The sequence below is a fragment of the Streptomyces axinellae genome (assembly GCF_039532135.1).
Classification (GTDB): domain Bacteria; phylum Actinomycetota; class Actinomycetes; order Streptomycetales; family Streptomycetaceae; genus Streptomyces; species Streptomyces axinellae.
Genome location: NZ_BAAARJ010000017.1, coordinates 70,194 through 87,744 on the forward strand (window position 1 = coordinate 70,194; position 17,551 = coordinate 87,744).

At 72.9% G+C, this 17,551-nt stretch carries 19 protein-coding genes; 3 read left to right on the forward strand and 16 right to left on the reverse strand.

The genetic code is table 11. The features are described from left to right. Window positions 1–94: 94 nt before the first annotated feature. A complete protein-coding gene (gene mgrA, locus ABD339_RS23990; protein WP_344568541.1) occupies window positions 95–1,180 on the forward strand; it encodes an L-glyceraldehyde 3-phosphate reductase in 1,086 nt (361 codons plus the stop codon). Window positions 1,181–1,382: 202 nt separating this feature from the next. On the opposite strand, the gene ABD339_RS23995 is transcribed toward mgrA, so the two are convergent. Beyond that, window positions 1,383–2,138: a prepilin peptidase gene (locus ABD339_RS23995; RefSeq protein ID WP_344568543.1), complete on the reverse strand. Its 756-nt coding sequence runs from the start codon at window positions 2,136–2,138 to the stop codon at window positions 1,383–1,385. A 285-nt stretch (window positions 2,139–2,423) separates the two neighbouring features. Between ABD339_RS23995 and ABD339_RS24000 the strand changes: the two genes are divergently transcribed. Together ABD339_RS24000 and ABD339_RS24005 are read left to right on the forward strand one after the other, a co-directional pair. After that, window positions 2,424–2,642 (forward strand): hypothetical protein, encoded by a 219-nt coding sequence (locus tag ABD339_RS24000; RefSeq protein ID WP_344568545.1) that lies wholly within the window; start codon window positions 2,424–2,426, stop codon window positions 2,640–2,642. Between the two features lie 199 nt (window positions 2,643–2,841). Beyond that, entirely contained in the window at window positions 2,842–3,759 is a 918-nt protein-coding gene (locus tag ABD339_RS24005) for a hypothetical protein (RefSeq protein ID WP_344568547.1), read from the forward strand. A 63-nt stretch (window positions 3,760–3,822) separates the two neighbouring features. Here the strand turns inward: ABD339_RS24005 and ABD339_RS24010 are convergent, their stop codons facing one another. The 15 genes from ABD339_RS24010 to ABD339_RS24080 form a co-directional block, all read right to left on the reverse strand. Further along, on the reverse strand, window positions 3,823–4,452 hold the full coding sequence (locus ABD339_RS24010) for a hypothetical protein (RefSeq protein ID WP_344568549.1): 630 nt from the start codon (window positions 4,450–4,452) through the stop codon (window positions 3,823–3,825). Between the two features lie 268 nt (window positions 4,453–4,720). Beyond that, window positions 4,721–5,860, reverse strand: a complete 1,140-nt coding sequence (locus ABD339_RS24015; protein ID WP_344568551.1) for an FAD-dependent oxidoreductase — start codon at window positions 5,858–5,860, stop codon at window positions 4,721–4,723. A gap of 228 nt (window positions 5,861–6,088) precedes the next feature. Next, the gene (locus tag ABD339_RS24020) at window positions 6,089–6,823 is read right to left on the reverse strand and encodes a hypothetical protein (RefSeq protein WP_344568553.1); all 735 of its coding nucleotides are present in this window, start codon (window positions 6,821–6,823) and stop codon (window positions 6,089–6,091) included. Between the two features lie 91 nt (window positions 6,824–6,914). Then, the gene (locus tag ABD339_RS24025) at window positions 6,915–7,658 is read right to left on the reverse strand and encodes an OmpA family protein (RefSeq protein ID WP_344568555.1); all 744 of its coding nucleotides are present in this window, start codon (window positions 7,656–7,658) and stop codon (window positions 6,915–6,917) included. Between the two features lie 8 nt (window positions 7,659–7,666). Beyond that, window positions 7,667–8,281 (reverse strand): hypothetical protein, encoded by a 615-nt coding sequence (locus ABD339_RS24030; RefSeq protein ID WP_344568557.1) that lies wholly within the window; start codon window positions 8,279–8,281, stop codon window positions 7,667–7,669. A 32-nt stretch (window positions 8,282–8,313) separates the two neighbouring features. Further along, on the reverse strand, window positions 8,314–8,952 hold the full coding sequence (locus ABD339_RS24035; protein ID WP_344568559.1) for a pilus assembly protein TadG-related protein: 639 nt from the start codon (window positions 8,950–8,952) through the stop codon (window positions 8,314–8,316). A gap of 47 nt (window positions 8,953–8,999) precedes the next feature. Then, window positions 9,000–9,155, reverse strand: coding sequence for a hypothetical protein (locus tag ABD339_RS24040; protein WP_425576077.1), 156 nt, complete (start codon window positions 9,153–9,155; stop codon window positions 9,000–9,002). A 126-nt stretch (window positions 9,156–9,281) separates the two neighbouring features. Next, complete coding sequence (locus ABD339_RS24045; RefSeq protein WP_344568561.1) at window positions 9,282–9,428, reverse strand: hypothetical protein; 147 nt, start codon at window positions 9,426–9,428, stop codon at window positions 9,282–9,284. 515 nt (window positions 9,429–9,943) lie between these two features. Further along, on the reverse strand, window positions 9,944–10,933 hold the full coding sequence (locus tag ABD339_RS24050) for a hypothetical protein (protein ID WP_344568563.1): 990 nt from the start codon (window positions 10,931–10,933) through the stop codon (window positions 9,944–9,946). Next, window positions 10,921–11,604, reverse strand: a complete 684-nt coding sequence (locus ABD339_RS24055) for a hypothetical protein (protein ID WP_344568565.1) — start codon at window positions 11,602–11,604, stop codon at window positions 10,921–10,923. Before ABD339_RS24055 ends, ABD339_RS24050 begins: the two co-directional genes overlap by 13 nt. 168 nt (window positions 11,605–11,772) lie before the next feature. Then, on the reverse strand, window positions 11,773–12,663 hold the full coding sequence (locus tag ABD339_RS24060; RefSeq protein WP_344568567.1) for a DUF5936 domain-containing protein: 891 nt from the start codon (window positions 12,661–12,663) through the stop codon (window positions 11,773–11,775). Window positions 12,664–12,666: 3 nt separating this feature from the next. Then, the gene (locus tag ABD339_RS24065; RefSeq protein ID WP_344568569.1) at window positions 12,667–13,689 is read right to left on the reverse strand and encodes a type II secretion system F family protein; all 1,023 of its coding nucleotides are present in this window, start codon (window positions 13,687–13,689) and stop codon (window positions 12,667–12,669) included. Then, window positions 13,686–15,038 carry a TadA family conjugal transfer-associated ATPase gene (locus tag ABD339_RS24070; protein ID WP_344568571.1) on the reverse strand — a complete coding sequence of 451 codons (1,353 nt, stop codon included), beginning with the start codon at window positions 15,036–15,038 and terminating at the stop codon, window positions 13,686–13,688. The genes ABD339_RS24065 and ABD339_RS24070 overlap by 4 nt, the downstream gene beginning before the upstream one ends. Before the next feature lie 73 nt (window positions 15,039–15,111). Next, on the reverse strand, window positions 15,112–15,471 hold the full coding sequence (locus tag ABD339_RS24075; RefSeq protein ID WP_344568573.1) for a TadE/TadG family type IV pilus assembly protein: 360 nt from the start codon (window positions 15,469–15,471) through the stop codon (window positions 15,112–15,114). A 120-nt stretch (window positions 15,472–15,591) separates the two neighbouring features. Beyond that, window positions 15,592–17,547, reverse strand: a complete 1,956-nt coding sequence (locus tag ABD339_RS24080) for a CpaE/TadZ family protein (protein WP_344568575.1) — start codon at window positions 17,545–17,547, stop codon at window positions 15,592–15,594. Window positions 17,548–17,551: the final 4 nt, after the last annotated feature.

Below are 17,551 nucleotides of genomic sequence, written 5' to 3' on the forward strand. Positions count from 1 at the left end.
CCCCTCCGTGCCGAGTCGGGATCCCAGCACCTTACTGCCGGTCGCCCTTACGTACGAACCGAGCCGGTCACGGGCTGGTGATATGAAATGCCACATGACCCACGGCACCTCTCTCCCGGCCCCCGACCCCACGGCCATCCCCTCCGACCAGCTCTATCGCGCGGACGCGGCGCGTTACGAGGCCATGGAATACCGGCGCACCGGCCGCTCCGGACTCAAGCTGCCGGCCATCTCGCTCGGGCTGTGGCACAACTTCGGCGACGACCGTCCGCTGGAGACCCAGCGGGCCATTCTGCGCCGCGCCTTCGACCTGGGCATCACCCATTTCGACCTCGCCAACAACTACGGCCCGCCCTACGGCTCCGCCGAGCTGAACTTCGGCCGGCTCTTCGCGCAGGACTTCCGCCCCTACCGCGAGGAGCTGGTCATCTCGACCAAGGCGGGCTACGACATGACCCCGGGCCCCTACGGGGACTGGGGGTCGCGCAAGTACCTGCTCAACTCGCTCGACTCCTCGCTGCGCCGGATGGGCCTCGATCACGTGGACCTCTTCTACTCGCACCGCGTCGATCCCGACACGCCCCTGGAGGAGACGATGGGGGCGCTCGCCACCGCCGTCCAGCAGGGCAAGGCGCGCTATGTGGGCATCTCCTCCTACAGCGCGGAGCGCACCCGTGAAGCGGCCCGGCTGCTGCGGGAGATGGGGGTGCCCGCGCTCATCCACCAGCCGTCGTACTCGATGATCAACCGCTGGACGGAGGAGGACGGGCTCCTGGACACCCTGGAACAGGAGGGCATGGGCTGCATCTCCTTCGCGCCGCTTTCCCAGGGGCTGCTGACGGACAAGTACCTCGCCGGTATTCCCGAGGGCTCGCGGGCCACCCAGGGCAAGTCCCTGGACCCGGGCCTGCTGACCGGCGAGGTCGTCCGCAGGCTGCGCGGCCTCAACGCCATCGCCGAGCGCCGCGGGCAGTCCCTCGCCCAGCTCGCCCTGCGCTGGGTGCTGCGTGACGCGCGGATGACCTCGGCGCTGATCGGCGCGAGCAGCGTCGCGCAACTGGAGGCGAACGTGGGGGCGTTGAACGCGGCGCCGCTGACGGATGCCGAGCTGCGCGAGATCGACGAGCTGGCGGTCAGCGAGCCCGGCGCCAACATCTGGTCGGCCAGCAGCGAGTCCTGAGCCGTCTCCCGGACTGTCGTGCCGGCCGTCTCCGAGCACGTCTCCGGGTCGTCTTCGAGCTGACAGCGCCCGCCCTGAAGAAAAAAGCGGGCCGGTCCGTGGGGGGATACGGACCGGCCCGAGGGGGGGTTTCCACCTTAGCCCCTAGGGCAGTCCGCTCCGCACATCAACGTCCGTGTCGCGCAAGCCGATCCGGCCCGCATCAGGCCGCCACGGCACCCAGCACGACCCCGCCCAGGGCTCCCAGCACCATGAACGGCCCGAAGGCCATGGCCGTGCCCCGTGCTGCGTGCCTGGTCAGCATCAGCGCGACGCCATACAGCGCGGCCAGCGCGAAGCCGAGGAAGGCTCCGGCGAACAGTACCCCCCAGCCGTACCACCCAAGGGCTACCCCGACCGAGAGCGCCAGCTTGACGTCGCCGAAGGCGAGGCCCCTCGGACTGATCAGGAACAGCACGAAGAAGGCCCCCGCCAGCACGCCGCCGCCCGCCAGCGCCCGCGCCCAGCTGCCGCCCGCACCGGGCAGCAGCGCGACGACCCCGAGCAGCGCGGCGCAGCCCGCCGCCAGCGGCAGCGTGAGCAGGTCCGGCAGCCGCATCACCTTCACGTCCACGGCGGCCAGCAGCAGCGCGACGGGGGCGACCAGCAGCCAGACCCCCAGCTCGGGGCGCGCCCCCACGGCCGCCGTCAGCCCGGCGCTCGCCGCCGCACCGGCCACCGCGAGCGCGCCACCCCCGCTTCCGTACGCCCCTTGATGGCCCTCGCGGGCGCACGGCCCGCACCGCGCGGGGCCGATCAGCCCGCGCAGCCCGGCCCCCAGCGGATGCCCCCTCGGGCACGCGCCGCGCCAGGGCTTCTCCGGGGGGACGGCGAGCCGGTGGAGGGCGCGCGGCAGCAGCGACCCGGCCACGGCGCCGTACGCGGCGGCGGCGACGATCCCTATCCACGGCAGCGGCACACCGCGAGCTTACGTGGCGCCACCGGGCGGCCCTGGCCCGTTCCGCCGCCGGACCGGACCCCCGCCGAGGTGCGGTGTCCGGCGGCCGTCGGTCTGCTACGTCCATGCGCGGACCCGGGGCTCCGGTGCCCGCCGTAGGGGGCTCTGGCCGCGATTCATCTCACACCGCTCGCGCGCGCCCCGGAGCCCGAAACCGCCGGCACCTGCGACGCAGCGGGAACGGAGCATCTCAGGTGCCCCGTTGGCCAACTGCCGTTGTCAGTGGGGGGCCGTACTGTAGGAGCTATGACATCGACCTCCACCGGGCCCGGAGAGCCCGGCCATACCGGAGAGTCCGGCCACGCCGCCGGGCTCGCCGCTCTCTCGTCCTCGGCGGCGAACGAAGCGATCAGACGGTTCGTCGCGGGCCGCACGCTCTGGACGAAGGCCGAGCTGGCCGAACTGGACCGTTTGCGCGGGCAGTGGCAGCGGGCCGTTCGCGCCGAGGTGGTCAAGGCGGCGTGAGGGCCGCCGTCTTGACCACCTCTTCTTCCTCTTCTTCCGCTTCTCCTCTTTCTCTCCGTACGCGCGTTTCTCCCCGTACTCCCGGACCAATGTCCTGAACGGGGTCTCGTCACCCGCTTCTTGATCCGCAAGCATGGAGCCCGACGCGGAGCCCACGGGCCCGCGGGGGCAGCGGGTGATGGGGAGACGGGGTACCGGCATGAACAAGCTGAGCCTTTGGCGACAGCACATATCCGCGCGCCTTCACGGGCTCCCGCCAGCTGAGACGGCTGAGCCGTCCCAGGAGCAGGACTGGGACCAGGAATGGGAGCGGGCCAGGCGGGGGCGGTGGCGGCTGGCCGTGGCGGGGGCCCTGTTCGCGACGCTGGTGCTCCCCCGCGTGGCCGACGTCCCTGGATACGGGGGTGCCGCCGCCGATCCCGCGCCCGGCGGCAGCGCCAGCAACGTCCCGCCCTACCCTCCGGCGGGCACGGGCGGCGATACCCCGGCTCCCTCCACGCCTTCGCTCCCCTCCTCCGCACCGTCGCTCGCGGACCCCTCGGGCGGCAGGCCGCTGGTGAGCCCGCCCGGCGAGCCCCCCTCCCCCGGCGCCACCGGGTCCGCGAGCGACGACAGCTCCCTGGCGCGCGCGTTCCGTTCCGTCGAGGCCGGCCAGTGCCTGACGGTGCACAGCGACGGCACCACCTGGAGCCGACCCGCGCCGAGCGCCGCCACCCGCGTCGGGTGCGGCGATGACCGGGCCTATGTGCGGGTGACGTCCGTACGCCAGGACGCGGGCGGCGCCTGCCCGGCCGGGAACGGGCGTGCCGCCTGGACGCACGGCGGGACCTCGCTGTGCCTCACCCGGCAATTCCGCGTCGATCAGTGCCTGCTCGCCGAGTCCGACGGCGGCCAGGTCCGGGCCGCGCTGATGTCGGCGCCCGCGTGCTCGCACCAGCGGCCCTCGGGCAAGTACGACCGCCTGCTCACCGTCACCGCCGTACACGACGCCGACGACCCCGGGGCCGGGTCCTGCCACGACGACGACCGGAGCAAGCGCGGGGAGCACAGCCGCTATTGGACGTGGAAGGTGGACGGCGAAGCCCGCACGCTGTGCGCGGCGGACGCTACGGAGTGAGGCGGGAGGAGTCGGGGGAGGGGAAGCCGGGGAAGCCGGAGGGGGGAGGCCGCGCCGGGCCGCTCAGCCGACGAGGCGGCGGCGCCACCCGGGTGTGGCGCCCACGACCGCCACGGCCCCCAGCACCAGGACGAACGGCAGCGCGAAGCCCGGCAGCGCGAGATACGGGATCGCGGAGAGGGCCGCCACCGCGCAGTACAGCGCCCCCGCGAGGGAGAGGAAACACTGGGTGCGCGGCGGGCCGTCCTTGTTGAGCCGTACGACCAGCGCGGCGCACACGGCGGCCCACAGCGCGGCGCGCGGCTCGCCGAAGCTCATCGCGTCACGCGCCTCGCCCAGCAGCCGGAACCACCACTGGTCCCCCAGCGTGGCCGCCAGGTGCGGGAAGCCGGCCGCGTAGTGCGGTAGTCCGGTGCCGGGCCGTACGGGCTCGCCCAGTCCGCCGACGTCCCGGCGTACGAACTCGGTGATCAGCAGCAGCGCGGCGCCGAGGGCCTGGGCGGTCCCGGCGGCCCAGCCCACCGTCCACGCCCGGACTGACGCGGAGGCCGGAGCGGTCCGCCACGCCCGTAGGCGTGCGGGCGCGCCGGAGCGGGGGCGCTCGCTGTGCCGGTCCGCGCTCTCGCCCCCGCCGTCCTCGCCGCGCGGGCCGTCCTCGCCCGGGCCCGGTTCTGTCTCCGTCACCGCGCTCACTTCCCGTTCCCCATTCCCCGCCCCCAATTCCGGCCCCCGATTCCCGCCCGATGCGTGCCCGGTGCCCGCCCGATTCCGCTCTGGACGGCACGTTCGCGGTCGTACGGCGGCCTTCCCGTGCCGGGCCGGGGGTCCGTCGCCGCGCCTGCGGTCATCTCACCATCCCGGGGCCGCGCGCGGTAGGTCTCCCCGGTGACCAGGCGTTCGGCGGGGCTGCGGGGCGGGGCAGGAGGCCGGGGCGGCGGACAGCCGGCGCGGGGCGGGTGCTCTACGGAGTCTCCCCGGGCCCGGTGAGGAGGGTGAGCAGCTCGCCGAGCCGGTCACCGCCGGAGCCCGGCTCGTCGGCCTCGGTGTCGGCGAAGAGGGCAGCGGCCTCGGCGCCGCGCGGGAACATGGCCCGCTCGTGTGCCGTGAGCGCGGCCTCGATGTCGTCGGGGTGCGCGGCGAGGGCCTTGCCGAGTTCGGCGCCGTCGAGCATGGCCAGGTTGGCGCCTTCGCCGTTGGGGATCGAGAGGTGGGCGGCGTCACCGAGCAGGGTCACCCCCGGCACCCGGTCCCACCGGTGTCCGGTCGGCAGCGCGTAGAGGGGGCGCAGGACCGGTGCGAGGTCGCACTCGGTGAGCAGCGCGGTCAGCTCGGGCGCCCAGCCGTCGAACTCCCGCGCGATCCGCGCGGTGGCCAGGGCCGCGTCGGTGAAGTCGATGGCGGCGAACCACTCCCTCGGTTCGACCAGCCCCACGTACGCGTGCAGGGTGTCCCCCCTCTCCCGGTGGGCGAACAGTTCCCGGCCCGGCGCGAGCGCGATCAGCGCCCCGCCGCCGACCGTCTTCGCCGCGGCCGGGTGACGCACGTCGGCGTCGAACAGGTACGTCTCGACGACCGACTTGCCGGTGTACCGGGGTGTGGCGGAGGAGAGCAGCGGCCGGACCCGTGACCACGCGCCGTCGGCGCCGACCAGCGCGCCGGTGACGAGGGTGCCGCCGTCGGCGAACGTCACCTCGTGGCGGCCCTCACCGAGGCTGCGGACGCCGCTGACCTTGTGCCCCCACCGGACGGTCCCGGCCGGGAGGGAGCCGAGCAGCAGCTGACGCAGCTCCCCGCGCTGCACCTCGGGGCGCCCGCCCGTGCCGTCGTCCGCCTTGTCGAACAGGACGGTCCCGTCCGGGTCGAGGACCCGCATGGCCTGGCGGCCCTCCAGGATGAGGCCACGGAACTCGTCCGTCAGACCGGCTGCTTCGAGGGCGAGCCGGCCGTTGTGGTCGTGGATGTCCAACAGCCCTCCCTGCGGGCGAGCGGCCGGGGACGCCTCGGCCTCGTAGACCGTGGCCGGTATGCCGTGGACGTGCAGGACGCGGGCGAGCGTGAGACCGCCGAGCCCGGCGCCGATGATCGTGACGTCAGTGGTCATGGAGCCTGCTTCCTTCGGGACCGTGGACCGCCGGGCGGACACCCCCGCAGGCCGCTCCGGGGGCGCCGATCCCGCTGGTCGGGACGGTGCGGTGCTGGTGGCCGGGCCGTTGGTACCCGCCCGACCTGCTCCAATGTCCCGGCCGCCATCGACAGGTCGCCGACAGGTCACCGACCGCCTGCCGACAGCCCCGAGCGCCACCCGCCTCCCGACAGGGGACGAGCGCCCTCAGCGGCTGGATCTCTTGGCGCCGCGTTGGGTGGTGGCGGGGGGCGCATAGGAAGAAGGCATCGGCCGGGTGGAGTCGACCGAGGAGGAAGGCGACCGCTCCTCACGTCCGGCCCCCTGCGGGAGATGGTCGGCCGCCCGCACCCTCGCCGAGGGCAGCAGCCGCTCCATCGATTCCGACTCCTGGCCCAGCGTGACCCCGGCGTCCTTCCCGGCACCGCGGTTCCAGGCGACACCCGACCGCAAATCCTGCCACCTCGTGTGCAGGCGGTTTCTGGCATGCTCCGCGGCCAGCGCCACGCCGTGTTCCGGGACCAGGGGGCGTTCGCCGGACTGCCAGTACCTGTCGATGTTCTTCTGCAGAGCGGCGTCCCGCGAGCCGTACTTCTCCATGAGGCCGCCGAACCGGAGGCCCGCCTTGTACAAGTCGCTCACATAGTCGGCGGGATACCAGTAGTTCTCCGTGGCGGGCATGCGATTCTCGATGTCCGAGGCCAACTTGCCCACGGCATCCGAGCTTTCCACCTGCCGGGCGTATGCGGGGTTCTGGGCGGACCGGATCCCCATGTCCCACGCCCGCTCGAATTCGGACCTGTACGCGCCGCCCAGGTCCCGGATGCTCGTCTGCTCGTCACTCGCGTACGTCGCCCTCGCTCGCTCTTCCCAGAACCTCTTTTCCGACTCCGTAAGTCCGGACACTTCCGGTCGCGACACAACGATGCCCTCCTCGCTCACACGATCACCGGCGTTTCCCCGCACAACGGCTCTGCCATACGGCCGGTTCACCCGCCGTGCGGAGGCGCCGCCGCGGCTCAGTCGCCGCGGCTCAGTTGTCGCGGGGGAAGGAGACCTCGACCCGGCGGTTCTTCTCGCGGCCCTCTTCCGTGCCGTTGTCCGCTACCGGGTAGTCCTCGCTGTAGCCGCGGACGTTGAAGCTGACGTCCGGGCCCAACTGGTGGGCGAGTTCCGCCTGGACCTGGGTCGCGCGCTTCTTGGAGAGCGTCTTTCCGTGGGCGTAGGAGCCGAGATCGTCGGTGAAGCCGAACACGTTGACCAGCGTGCTCTTCTGTTTCCCGATCTCGTCGGCGATCGTTTTGATGCGGGCCTTCGCGCCGCTGTTGAGCGTGGCGCGGTCCTTCGGGAAGAGGACTTCCGCCTGGAGCGTGAACTTCGTCTTCTCCCTGCTGTCCTCCCGGCGCTCCTCACCGCCCAGGTCCTCGGTCACGAATTTGATGTCCAGCACCTTGGGGTCCGCAAGTTCGGCCCCGCCCGCCAGCCGGAGCCCTTCCGCCTGCCGGTCGAGTTTCTGCGACGGCCTGGAGTCGGAGATGTTGTCCGGCGGCTCGCTGAACCCCTTGTCCCCGGGGCCGGTCTCACCCGGGAGGGAGGGGGCCTGGCCGGTGGGGATGGTGGTCGGGTTGTCCGTCGGCAGGGCGGCCGGGGCGGAGAAGGAGGGGTGCGGCGTCGGGGTGTCGGCTGCGGCGACGTGGGCCTGTACGCCGACCACGAGAGCCGTGGACGCCGACGTACAGGCGAGGGTGCGCACCACATGGCCTGGGACGAGTCTCATCGCGTCGCTCACTCTCCCGAAACGGTGATGTTGGCCGTCGGCAGGTCGGCAATCTGGAAGGCGACCGAGTCATTCCCCTCGGGCGGCGCGGGGAACTGCGCGTACCAGGTTTTCGAGTTGCCCGGCATGAGGCCGCCCTTGAACGAGGTGCACAGGCACCGGCCTTCGGTGTCGCGCAGGATGTAGTAGCGCTTCTTCCCCTTCTTGTCCACGAGCCGGGCCGCCGCCATCGAGGCCGGATTGGCGTTGCCCACCTCGGATTCGTCGGACTTCCACTCGACGCCGCTCCATGCCTTGCTGCCCGAGTTGGTCACTTTCCCCGTGAGGGTGATGAAACCGCCGTTCTCCCGCTTCGCCGTGGAGATCGTCAGGGCGATGTCGTTGCTCCCCTTGACCTCGGCCAGCGGGCCGCCGTCCCCCTCGTCGGCGGGCGCGTCCCCGGCGCTGTCGCCGCCGGAGGAACCGCTGTCCCCGCCGGAGGATGTGGCGGGCTTTTTTCCGTCGTCACCACCGCTACCGCCACCGCCGTCCGAACTGCACCCGGCGACCGCGAGTACCAGGGCCGTCGTGACCGCCGCAGCGGGGAGTCCGCTACGGCCCTTCAAGGTGCGCCGCATGCTCATCTGTCGCTCGTCCTCTGTCCGTTGTTCAGCCATCATTCGACCAGCACGACCGAGAACAGGTCCGAGGGCTTCAGGCCGATATCGCCGTCGTCGGGATCGACGGTGAAGTCCTCGCCGTCGCAGGTGAATTCGATGTCCGCCGCGTCCGCCGCGTCCTCATCGAAGGCGCAGAGCGGCCGGATCACCGCCGTGGCCGTTGCCTTGGCCTTCTTGTCTTCCGTTCCGGGAATCAAGGTGTCGCCGGTGTCGAACCGCGTCCGGATCCGCACGGTGTAGCCGGGGTCGCCTTCCCGGCTCACCTGCTCGCAGCTGAGGACATCGGACCGGTTGCGGCCCGCGAACCGGTCGGCCTCGCCGCAGCCGTCCCCGGTGATGTCGCCCAGCCCGTCGAGCCACTCCTGCCATGCGCCGTCGTCATCGAGCGCGTCCAGGAACCCGTCGTAGAACTGCTCCCGGTCATCCTGCGCCGCCGCGAGGGCCGCCGCGTCGGCGGCCGACTGGCCGCCGTTGCGCACCGTTCCGGCCTGCGCCACGGTGAAGAACGCGAATGCCGTGAAGAGCAGGCCCGCGATGACCATGCCGTACAGGATCACCGTCTGCCCGCTGTCCCGCTGCGTGGTGCACCGCGCGCGAATCCGGGCGCGGGCCCGGGCCCGCGCCGGAATCTGCACGGGAGCACGCGTTCGAGCCCGCGCGAGCGACCGTGCGGGGAAGCGGGTCAGCCGAGGACCGAGGACACCGCGTTCAGGATCGCGCTGGAGATCAGCGCGTCCAAGCCCAGGGCCCGGATGGCGAGGATGATCCCCGCCACCAGGATCACGATGCCCGCGTACTCGATCGAGTTCGCGCCACGGTCGGCTGCGCGGCCCCGCATCCGGGCGAGCGTTCGGTACCGCCTGCTCCTCCGCATGGCGTTCGGCATCGGGTTCTCCTCCAGGGGTGGCCGGCTCGGTATCCGGGAGGGGATACGGGCGCGGGACGGGGCGGGGGCGGCGGGGTATCACGTCGCGGGCCCCCTTCCGTGGCGCGCGGCGCCGGGTGCGGTGAGGTGGTAGGTGCGGTCGCAGAGGTTCTTGACCGACTCGCGCCCCGCGAAACGGGCCGCGTGGTGACGGGAGTTGGTCACACCGGAGGCAGAGCGCTCCATGCCGATGCCCCCCTCCTCGCGGCCAGCCGCTAGCTGACAGTCGCTGCCCGAACGCAGACTGTGCCACACATGGGCGCGTGGGCGAAGGGGTGCGGGCCCACGCGCGCACGCGGTACGGGCCGGGGCCGGGGGACGAGCCGGACATGGACCGACGCCGCCTCCTCTCAAGAGCCGCAGCGGCAGGGACGGTACGGCGCACGCTCTGCACATCGCGTCGTACGGGCGAGTGGGTGAGCGAGCGAGTGAGCGAGTGAGCGAGTGATACGGGTGGCGCGGGTTCTGCGGGCGGTACGTGTGGTGCGGGTGGCGCGGGCGATGTGGGCGTGGCGGTGCGGCGATGCGGCGTCTTTCACCATAGCGAGGCGCGGCCCGAATGACCCCTGATTCGCCCTCTGTTCACGCATCGGAGGGGCCTCGCGGCCCGTGGCGGGGGCGCGCGTGGGGGCGGCGCCCCGGAGGGCGCCGCCCCGCGCGGGTGCGCACCGATGCGCCGCCCACATCGCGCGGCAGTCGCCTCAGTCGCGCACGATCGACTGGACTTCCTTGACGGTCACCGCCGTCTCGTACTCGGTCTCACCGGAGGGCAGGGCGTGCTGCGGGTCGCCGTCGGGCCCGTCCCCCGCGTTCCAGTGGACCTTCCAGGTCAGGTAGGCCCGGAGGGGGTGGGTGCTCTTGCCGGAGGAGCGACGGTAGGTGATGTTGCAGTCCGCGTCCTTCGTCCGGACCGCGTAGGCCCCTCCGTGCCCGGTCAGGTCGTACGAGCAGGAGGCCGGATCCGCGTCCCCGCCGTCCGCCGTCAGCCGGAGCCGGGAGGGCTCGGCGACGGCCGTGGCGGCCAGCGGCTCGCCGCCGGGGACGTCGATACCGGCCGTCACCCACACCCGCTCCAGTTTCTTGCTGAAGCTCGCGTAGGTCTTGAGGTTCACCACCTGGTGGCCGGGCGCGGGGCTCAGCTTGACGGGCGGCGCGGGGAGTCTTGTCTCGCGGTATGCGAGACCGGCGAGGATTTCCGGGTCGATGACGGGTGCGTCAGGCGGCGCGGGGTGCTCGGGGCCGATGAAGAGGTAGCCCTCTCGCGCGTTGCACGAGCCGTCGTCGGCCTCGGATATCTGCAACTCCCACCACAGGCCCTTTTCGCCTTTGTTGAAGTCGTTCTTCCCGTATTTCCTGGTGAGATAGGCGGAGGCGCTGTCCACGTAATTGCGGGCGGTGTTGGTGTAGTCGTCGAACTGCTCCGGGGTGAACCGGGGTTCGTACCAGCAGGTGGGCGGCTCCCAGGTGGTGCCGCCGCCCGCCGGTGCCAACGGGGTGCCGCCTCCGGGGTCGTTCACCTTCTTGAAGTGGACGCTCGCGCCGATGGTGTGGGAGGGGCTGTCCCCGGTTCCGGCGGGCGGGGTGCCCCACTTCTCGCCGTCTCCCGCCGCCGCCGGGGCCGTCGCGGTAGCCAGGAGCGCGACGGCAGCGGCCAGTACGGTCCCGCCGTGCCGGCGGGTCACCGCTCGCATGTCGGATCAGTCTTCGCAGTCAGCGACATTGTCTTCCACTCCCCGTTCTTCTTTTCCATGCGTGCGTGGTAGCGCGAGAAGTCATCCGGACTCGGCTCCGTCCGCAACACCTTCCCCGTCTTGACCACCTTGGCGAAGGCGTCCCGCTCGCTCTCGCAGTACGTGACCACGGCGGAGTCGTTGTCGCGTACCTCGGCCTTCCGGTCGTAGTAGCGGTAGACGCCGGTGCCGACCTTGCCGTCCTTCTTGAACTTGGAGACGTGGTATCGCAGCGCGTCGTTCGCGTCGCCCCACAGAAAGCGGCTGTCCACCGGCAGGTCCGCGTCCGCTTTCGCGACCGAGAGGACCACCGCGCGCAGCGCGTACCCGTGATCCCGCAGCACCGCGTCCTTCTCCTTGTCGCCCGTGTGCTCGTCGGCGATGTCCGCCTTGACGCCCTGGGGGAAGTCGAACTCCGGGGCCACGGGGCCGCCCTTGTCCCCGTTCTCACCGGTCCCCCCGTTCTTGTCCGCGCTCACGGAGGGGGACGAGGTCTTCTTTCCGCTGTCCGCGCCCTCGATCTTGCCGGAGGAGCCGTCTCCCTCGGCGCCGCAGCCGCTCAGCAGCAGCGTGGCCGCCAGGGAGGCGGCCGTGGCCGCGGTCCTGACAGCGTGGGTGGCTCGCTTACTCATCGTGCGCAACTCCCGTCAGCAGTCGGCGAAGAGCGCACTCGACCCGGCTACGTCGCGGGAGGCGTGAGCGCTCCCCCGAACCCCCGTGCGCCACGGTCGAAGCGTAGCCATTCGCGTCGGCCGCCGACAGTGTGTCAAGGCCGCGAGGTGTGAGGGCGGGCGGCACGGTCAGCCGCCGAGGACCGAGCCGAAGTCCGTGTCCGAGCCGAGGACGAACGTGGCGGCGATGAGGATCAGGGTGCCGGGCAGCAGGAAGGCGATGGTGCTCATGGTGGCCTTGGGGACGGTTTTCGCCGCCTTGCGGCGGGCGTTCTGCGCGTCGGTGCGGCGCATGTCGGTGGCGATCTGTATCAGCGTCTCGGCAATGGGCGCGCCGAGTTCCTCGCCCTGCTGGAGCGCGGTGACGAACTGGTCCACCTGGTCGCTGGCGTTGCGCCGGCGCAGCTGGTCGAACGCCTGACGGCGGCTGACTCCCATGTCCATCTGGCGCAGGGTGATGCGCAGTTCGTCCGCCCAGGGGCCCTCGTAGCGTTCGGCCACCCTCTCCAGCGCCTGGCGGAAGCCGAGTCCGGCCGAGACGACGACGGCGAGGACGTCGAGGAAGTCGGGCAGGGTGCGTTCGATGACGCGGCGGCGGTCCTTGATGGCCTGCCAGATGCTCAGGTCGGCCGCGACCCAGCCGAAGGCCAGCACCATCGCGGTGAACAGGAGGCTGTCGGCGGCCAGTCCGACGAGCCCCATGGCGATGCCGAACGCGCCGAAGACGGCGCGGCGCGCGGCGTACCGCTGGAGGGTGAGCCCGCCGGGGTTGCCGGCCTGGTCGATCCTGCGGCGCTTCGTGTCCACCCGCGCGGGCCCCATCAGCCGCAGCACGAGCGGGGCGAAGCGCATCCCGAGCCGGTCCGCGGCCTGCCCTCCGGCCCCGGCGCGGGTGGCGCCGACCTCCAGCGCCACGGCGAGGTCGGGCGGCAGCTTCGTCTCGGCCCGGTACATGCGGATACCGGCGAAGGCCCCGTACACCGCGAGGGCGGACAGCGCCGCGAGGGCGAGTGCGAGCACGGCTCACACCTCGATTCTGCCGAGGCGGCGGATGACGAGGAACCCGGCGGCGAACAGGCCCACCGCGACGACCATGGCGATCTGGCCGACCGGTGAGCCGGTGACGCGGGCGAGGGCGCCGGGCATCATCGAGTTCATCATCAGCATCGCGCCGAGCCCGAGCAGCGGGATGGTGAAGGCCGTCGCGTTGACCTCCGCGAGCATGGTGCGGACCTCGCGGCGGGTCTCCTTGCGCTCCTCCAGAGTGGTGGTGAGGTTGCGCAGCGAGCCGACGATGGTGCCGCCCGCCCGGTTGGAGAGGACGAGGGTGGTGACGAGGACGACGAGTTCGCGGGAGGGCAGCCGTTCGGCCAGCTCGTTCAGCGCGTCGTCGATGGAGCGGCCCACGGCCAGCTGGTTGGTGACGAGGGCGAGTTCGTCCCCGGCCGGTGCCTCCAGCTCCTCCGCCGCCATGCCCAGGGCCGTACGCAGCGCGAGCCCGGCGGAGGTGGCGTTGGCGAGTATGCGGGAGAGTTCGGGGAGCTGGTTGATGAACTGCTCGGTGCGGCGCTGCCGTTGGTGGTCGAGGAACGCCTTGGCGGCGAGGACGCCGACCAGGCCCGCGATGGGCCCGAAGAACGGCGCCAGCACGGCGGAGGCCAGCATCCACACCACGGCCACCAGCCCTGCCAGATAGACGAGGAACTCCCCGGCGCTCAGGTCGAGTCCGGTGGCGGCCAGCTTCGCCTGGAGGCGGCGGCCCGGTCCGGTGGTGCGCAGCCTGCGGTCCACGGCGGTGAAGCGGCGCCGCCGACTGCTGCCGGACGTGCCGGACCTGCCGGACGGCAGCGCGCGCGGGGCGCCCTCGGCGCCGCTGAGCCGGTCGATGAGGGCCTGGCGGCGGGCCCGTCCGGAGGCGTAGGTGAGCACGCCGAGGGCGGCGAGCGCGACGGCCGCCAAAGTCGCGCCGAGCGTGAACTGGGCCGTGGAGCCGAGCGCGAGGGCGTACGGGGACTCCGGCACGGAGGGCTCCATGGTGCCCGTCATACCGCCTCCCTGGTCGCGAGCTGGTCGGCCGAGTGTGCGACGCCGAACGCGGCCGGCACCGGCTCCCCCGTCAGAGAGAGCCGGTCGGCGGCGCGGCGGGGCAGCGGCAGGTGGCCGAAGGTGCCGTGCACCCGGCCGTCGGCCGACATGGGCCGGGCCTCGAAGCGGGAGGCGGTGGCGAGCTGGAAGGTCTCGCGGCCGTGCGAGGAGAGGACCGAGATCTCCACGATCTTGCGGGAGCCGTCGGCCAGCCGCGCGAGCTGGATGAGGACATCGACGGCCGAGTTGATCTGGTCCTGGAGCGCGGCGAAGGGCACGTCCACCTCCGACATGGACGCGAGGGTCTGGAGCCGCATCAGCGCGTCCTCGGCGCTGTTGGCGTGGACGGTCGCCAGCGAGCCGTCGTGCCCGGTGGACATGGCCTGGAGCATGTCGAGGGTCTCCCCGCCGCGCACCTCGCCGACGATGATGCGGTCGGGCCGCATGCGCAGCGAGTTGCGCACCAGGTCGCGGACGGTGATCTGGCCCTTGCCCTCGACGTTGGGCGGCCGGGTCTCCAGGCGGATGACATGCTGCTGCTGGAGCTGGAGTTCGGCGGCGTCCTCGACGGTGATGATGCGCTCGTGCTCGGGGATGAGCGCGGAGAGCGCGTTGAGGAGCGTCGTCTTGCCGCTGCCGGTGCCGCCGGAGACGATGAGGTTGAAGCGGGCCCGGATGAAGCCGGACAGCAGCGCGAGCATGTGCTCGTCCAGCGTCCCCAGCGCGATCAGCTCGTGCAGCGTGTAGGCGCGGGGGAAGCGGCGGATGGTCAAGGTGGCGCCGGTCAGCGACAGCGGCGGGATGATGACGTTGACCCGCTCGCCGGACGGCAGCCGCGCATCGACCATCGGATTGGACTCGTCCACCCGGCGGTTGACGGTGGAGACGATGCGCTCGATGGTCTGCATCAGCTGTTCGTCGGAGGCGAAGCGGACGGGCACCTGCTCGACCCGTCCGCCGCGCTCGACGAAGATCTGGTCCGGCCCGTTGACCATGATCTCGGTGATGGAGCCGTCCTCCAGCAGCGGCTCCAGCACCCCGAGTCCCAGCGCCTCGTCCACCACGCGCCGGATCAGCAGCGTGCGGTCCTGGGTCGCCAGGACGGGGCCCTCGCGGCTGATGAGGTGGCCCAGCACCCGCTCCAGCCGGGCGCGGCGCTCGGCGGGCGAGAGCGCCGACATCTCGGCGAGGTCGATCTCCTCCAGCAGCTTGGTGCGGTAGGCGGCCACCAGGTGGCCGGTGCTGTCGGCGGAGGTGCCGCCGCCCGCGCCGGTGTTCTCGTGCGCCGCGATCCGGGAGCGCAGGCTCATCCCCGGCCTCCTTTCCTGGGAGCCGACGCCCGCCGTGCCGTCGTGCGGGCCGGTGTCTGTCGTGACGGGCGCGTCACTCGGCGTCCTCGTCGGTGGGCATCGTCGCCGAGCGGGTCGCCTTGCCGAGGCTGTCGATGCCCGGGATGAGGGAGGGGATGGTTACGGTGGCGGTCACCTCCACCTCGTCGCCGCCCCGGGACAGCGTGAAACCGCTGCGCGAGCCCGTCCAGCCGGACATCGCCGCGCGCCCCGCCGCCGCGTACCCGGCCCCGGCGTCCTCCTGCGAGGCCACCCGCGCCGCGGCCCGCGCCCCGGTGCCCGCCTGCTGTACGGCGTAGCCGACGATGCCGAGCTGGATCGCGGCGACGGCGACGAGCAGGAGCAGCGGCAGCATCCCGGCGAACTCCAGTGCGCTGGACCCCCGATCGCGCACCCGGCGCTCCCGGAGTACGCGGATCGACCGGCGCCCGCGAACAGCCCGGCGCCCGCGAATCGTCCTGTGCACGCGGATCCGGCCCGGTGGCGGGGAGGCCCGCCCTGGTCTTCTCGTCACTCATCCCTCCTCCGCCGCGCCCGCCTCGCCGTTGACCGTGAAGGGCAGCCCCGCGGCGCCGGGGAACAGCATCGGCGTCCGCAGATCGACGTTCGCCTTCCACACCCCGCCACCGCGCGAGCAGCTGATGGAGGAGTTTCCGCGCCACTTGGCGGGCAGGTGCTCGCGCGCCGCCGCCTCGCAGGCGCCCTGCGGATCGCCGTAGGCGGCGGCCCCGGTCGCGGCGCGCGCGGCCTCGTCGGCGGCGTTGCCCGCGAGGGAGAAGGTGTAGCCGATCAGCACGCACTGCCACAGCAGCGCGAGGGTGACCAGCACGATCGGCGCCATGCCCGCGAACTCCACGGTCAGCGAGCCCCGGTCGCCCTCGCCCGGCGGCGCTACCGGGCGGCGGCGGGGGGAGGCGAGGGCGCCCCGGTCCGAGCCGAAGCGGGTCCCCGGGCCAGGAGAGGCGGGCGAGGCAGGCGAGGCGAGCGAGGCGGACGGGGGGCCCGGCGGGGCGCCGGGGGGCAGTGCCTGCTGCCGCCGACCACCGTCGGTATCCCGCACGGAGCCGCCGCCCCCGCCGGGCGGCAGCGCTCTGTGGCCCGGCTCGGCGGAGCCCCCGCCCGCGCCGCCGCCTCCGCCCCGGCCCTGCCGGCTGCGGCCCCGGCGCCGTCCGCCGCCCGCGCGCGCTCCGGCGTCCGCGCCACTCCCCCGCCCGTCGCCCGCCGCGGCCAGGCCCAGTTCCCCGGCGAGGCCCCACAGCGCCTGCCGCACACTGCCCTTGGCGTCCAGGTCCTGCATGCGGCCCGCGTCCAGCGCGGACTGCAACTCCTTGAACTGGGCCGGCACCGTCGCGCGCGCCACCGGGGTGCCGATGACGCGGGAGATGAGCTGCGGCTGGATCTCGGTGTGCCGGGAGGCGCGGTTGACGACGGTGAGGGTCTCCTCCGCCTTGCGGATCTGGAGCCGGTCCCACAGCCGCACCATGCGCTTGGCGCCGCGTACGGAGATCACGTCGGGGGTGGTGAACAGCACGGTGCGGTCGGCCAGTTCGACGGCGGCGGCGTTCGCGGCGTGCATCTGGGTGCCGCAGTCCACCACGACGACCTCGAAGCGGGCCCGCAGCGCGCCGATGATCTGCCGGGCCGCACGCTCGTCCACCTCCTCCCCGCGCTCGCCCTCACCCGGCGCCAGCAGCAGACCCAGCCCCGACTCGTGGGTGTAGACGGCGTCTTGGAGCACGCGCGGGGTGATGTCCTTGATACCGGCGAGATCCGCCACCGACCTGCGGAAGCGCACATCGAGGTAGGAGGCGACGTCACCGGCTTGGAGGTCCAGGTCCACCAGCGCGGTCTCCCGCCCGGCGGCGCGTGCCGCAAGGGCCAGCTGGACTGCGGCGAGGGTGGTGCCGACGCCGCCCTTGGCCCCGCTGACGGTGACGACGGTGCCCGCGCCGCCCCGCCCCCCGCCGGGCCCGCCGTACCCGGGGCCGTACCCCGCGCCGTGGCCGCCGGGGCCGTATCCAAAACCGCCGTAGCCGTAGCCGCCGTCCGGGCCGCCGCCCAGGTGGCGGCGTACCCCGGTGGCCCAGGCCGAGGCGGCGGCGACCCGCGCCGACAGCTCGTCGTAGGCCAGCGGCAGCGCCGTCACACCGCGCGCCCCGGCGTCCATGGCGGCCGAGTACAGCCCAGGGCCGGCGTCCTGCGTGGCGAGGACGACGGCGACGGCGGGGAAGTGGAGCGCGATCTCCCGGACCAGTTCCAGTGCGGGCAGCGGCCCGATCAGCTCGTGGACGAGCACCACTTCGGGCAGTTCGGCCGGGGACGCGCCGGCCTGCCGGGCGAGCGTGTCGAGCAGCGAGGTGGAGTCGGTCGCGGGCGGCATCGGCTCACTGTCGGGCAGTTGGCTCAGCAGGGTGACGACCGGGCGGGCCGCGTCAGGGTCGCTGACGGCCGGCAGGATACGGGTGACCATCGGC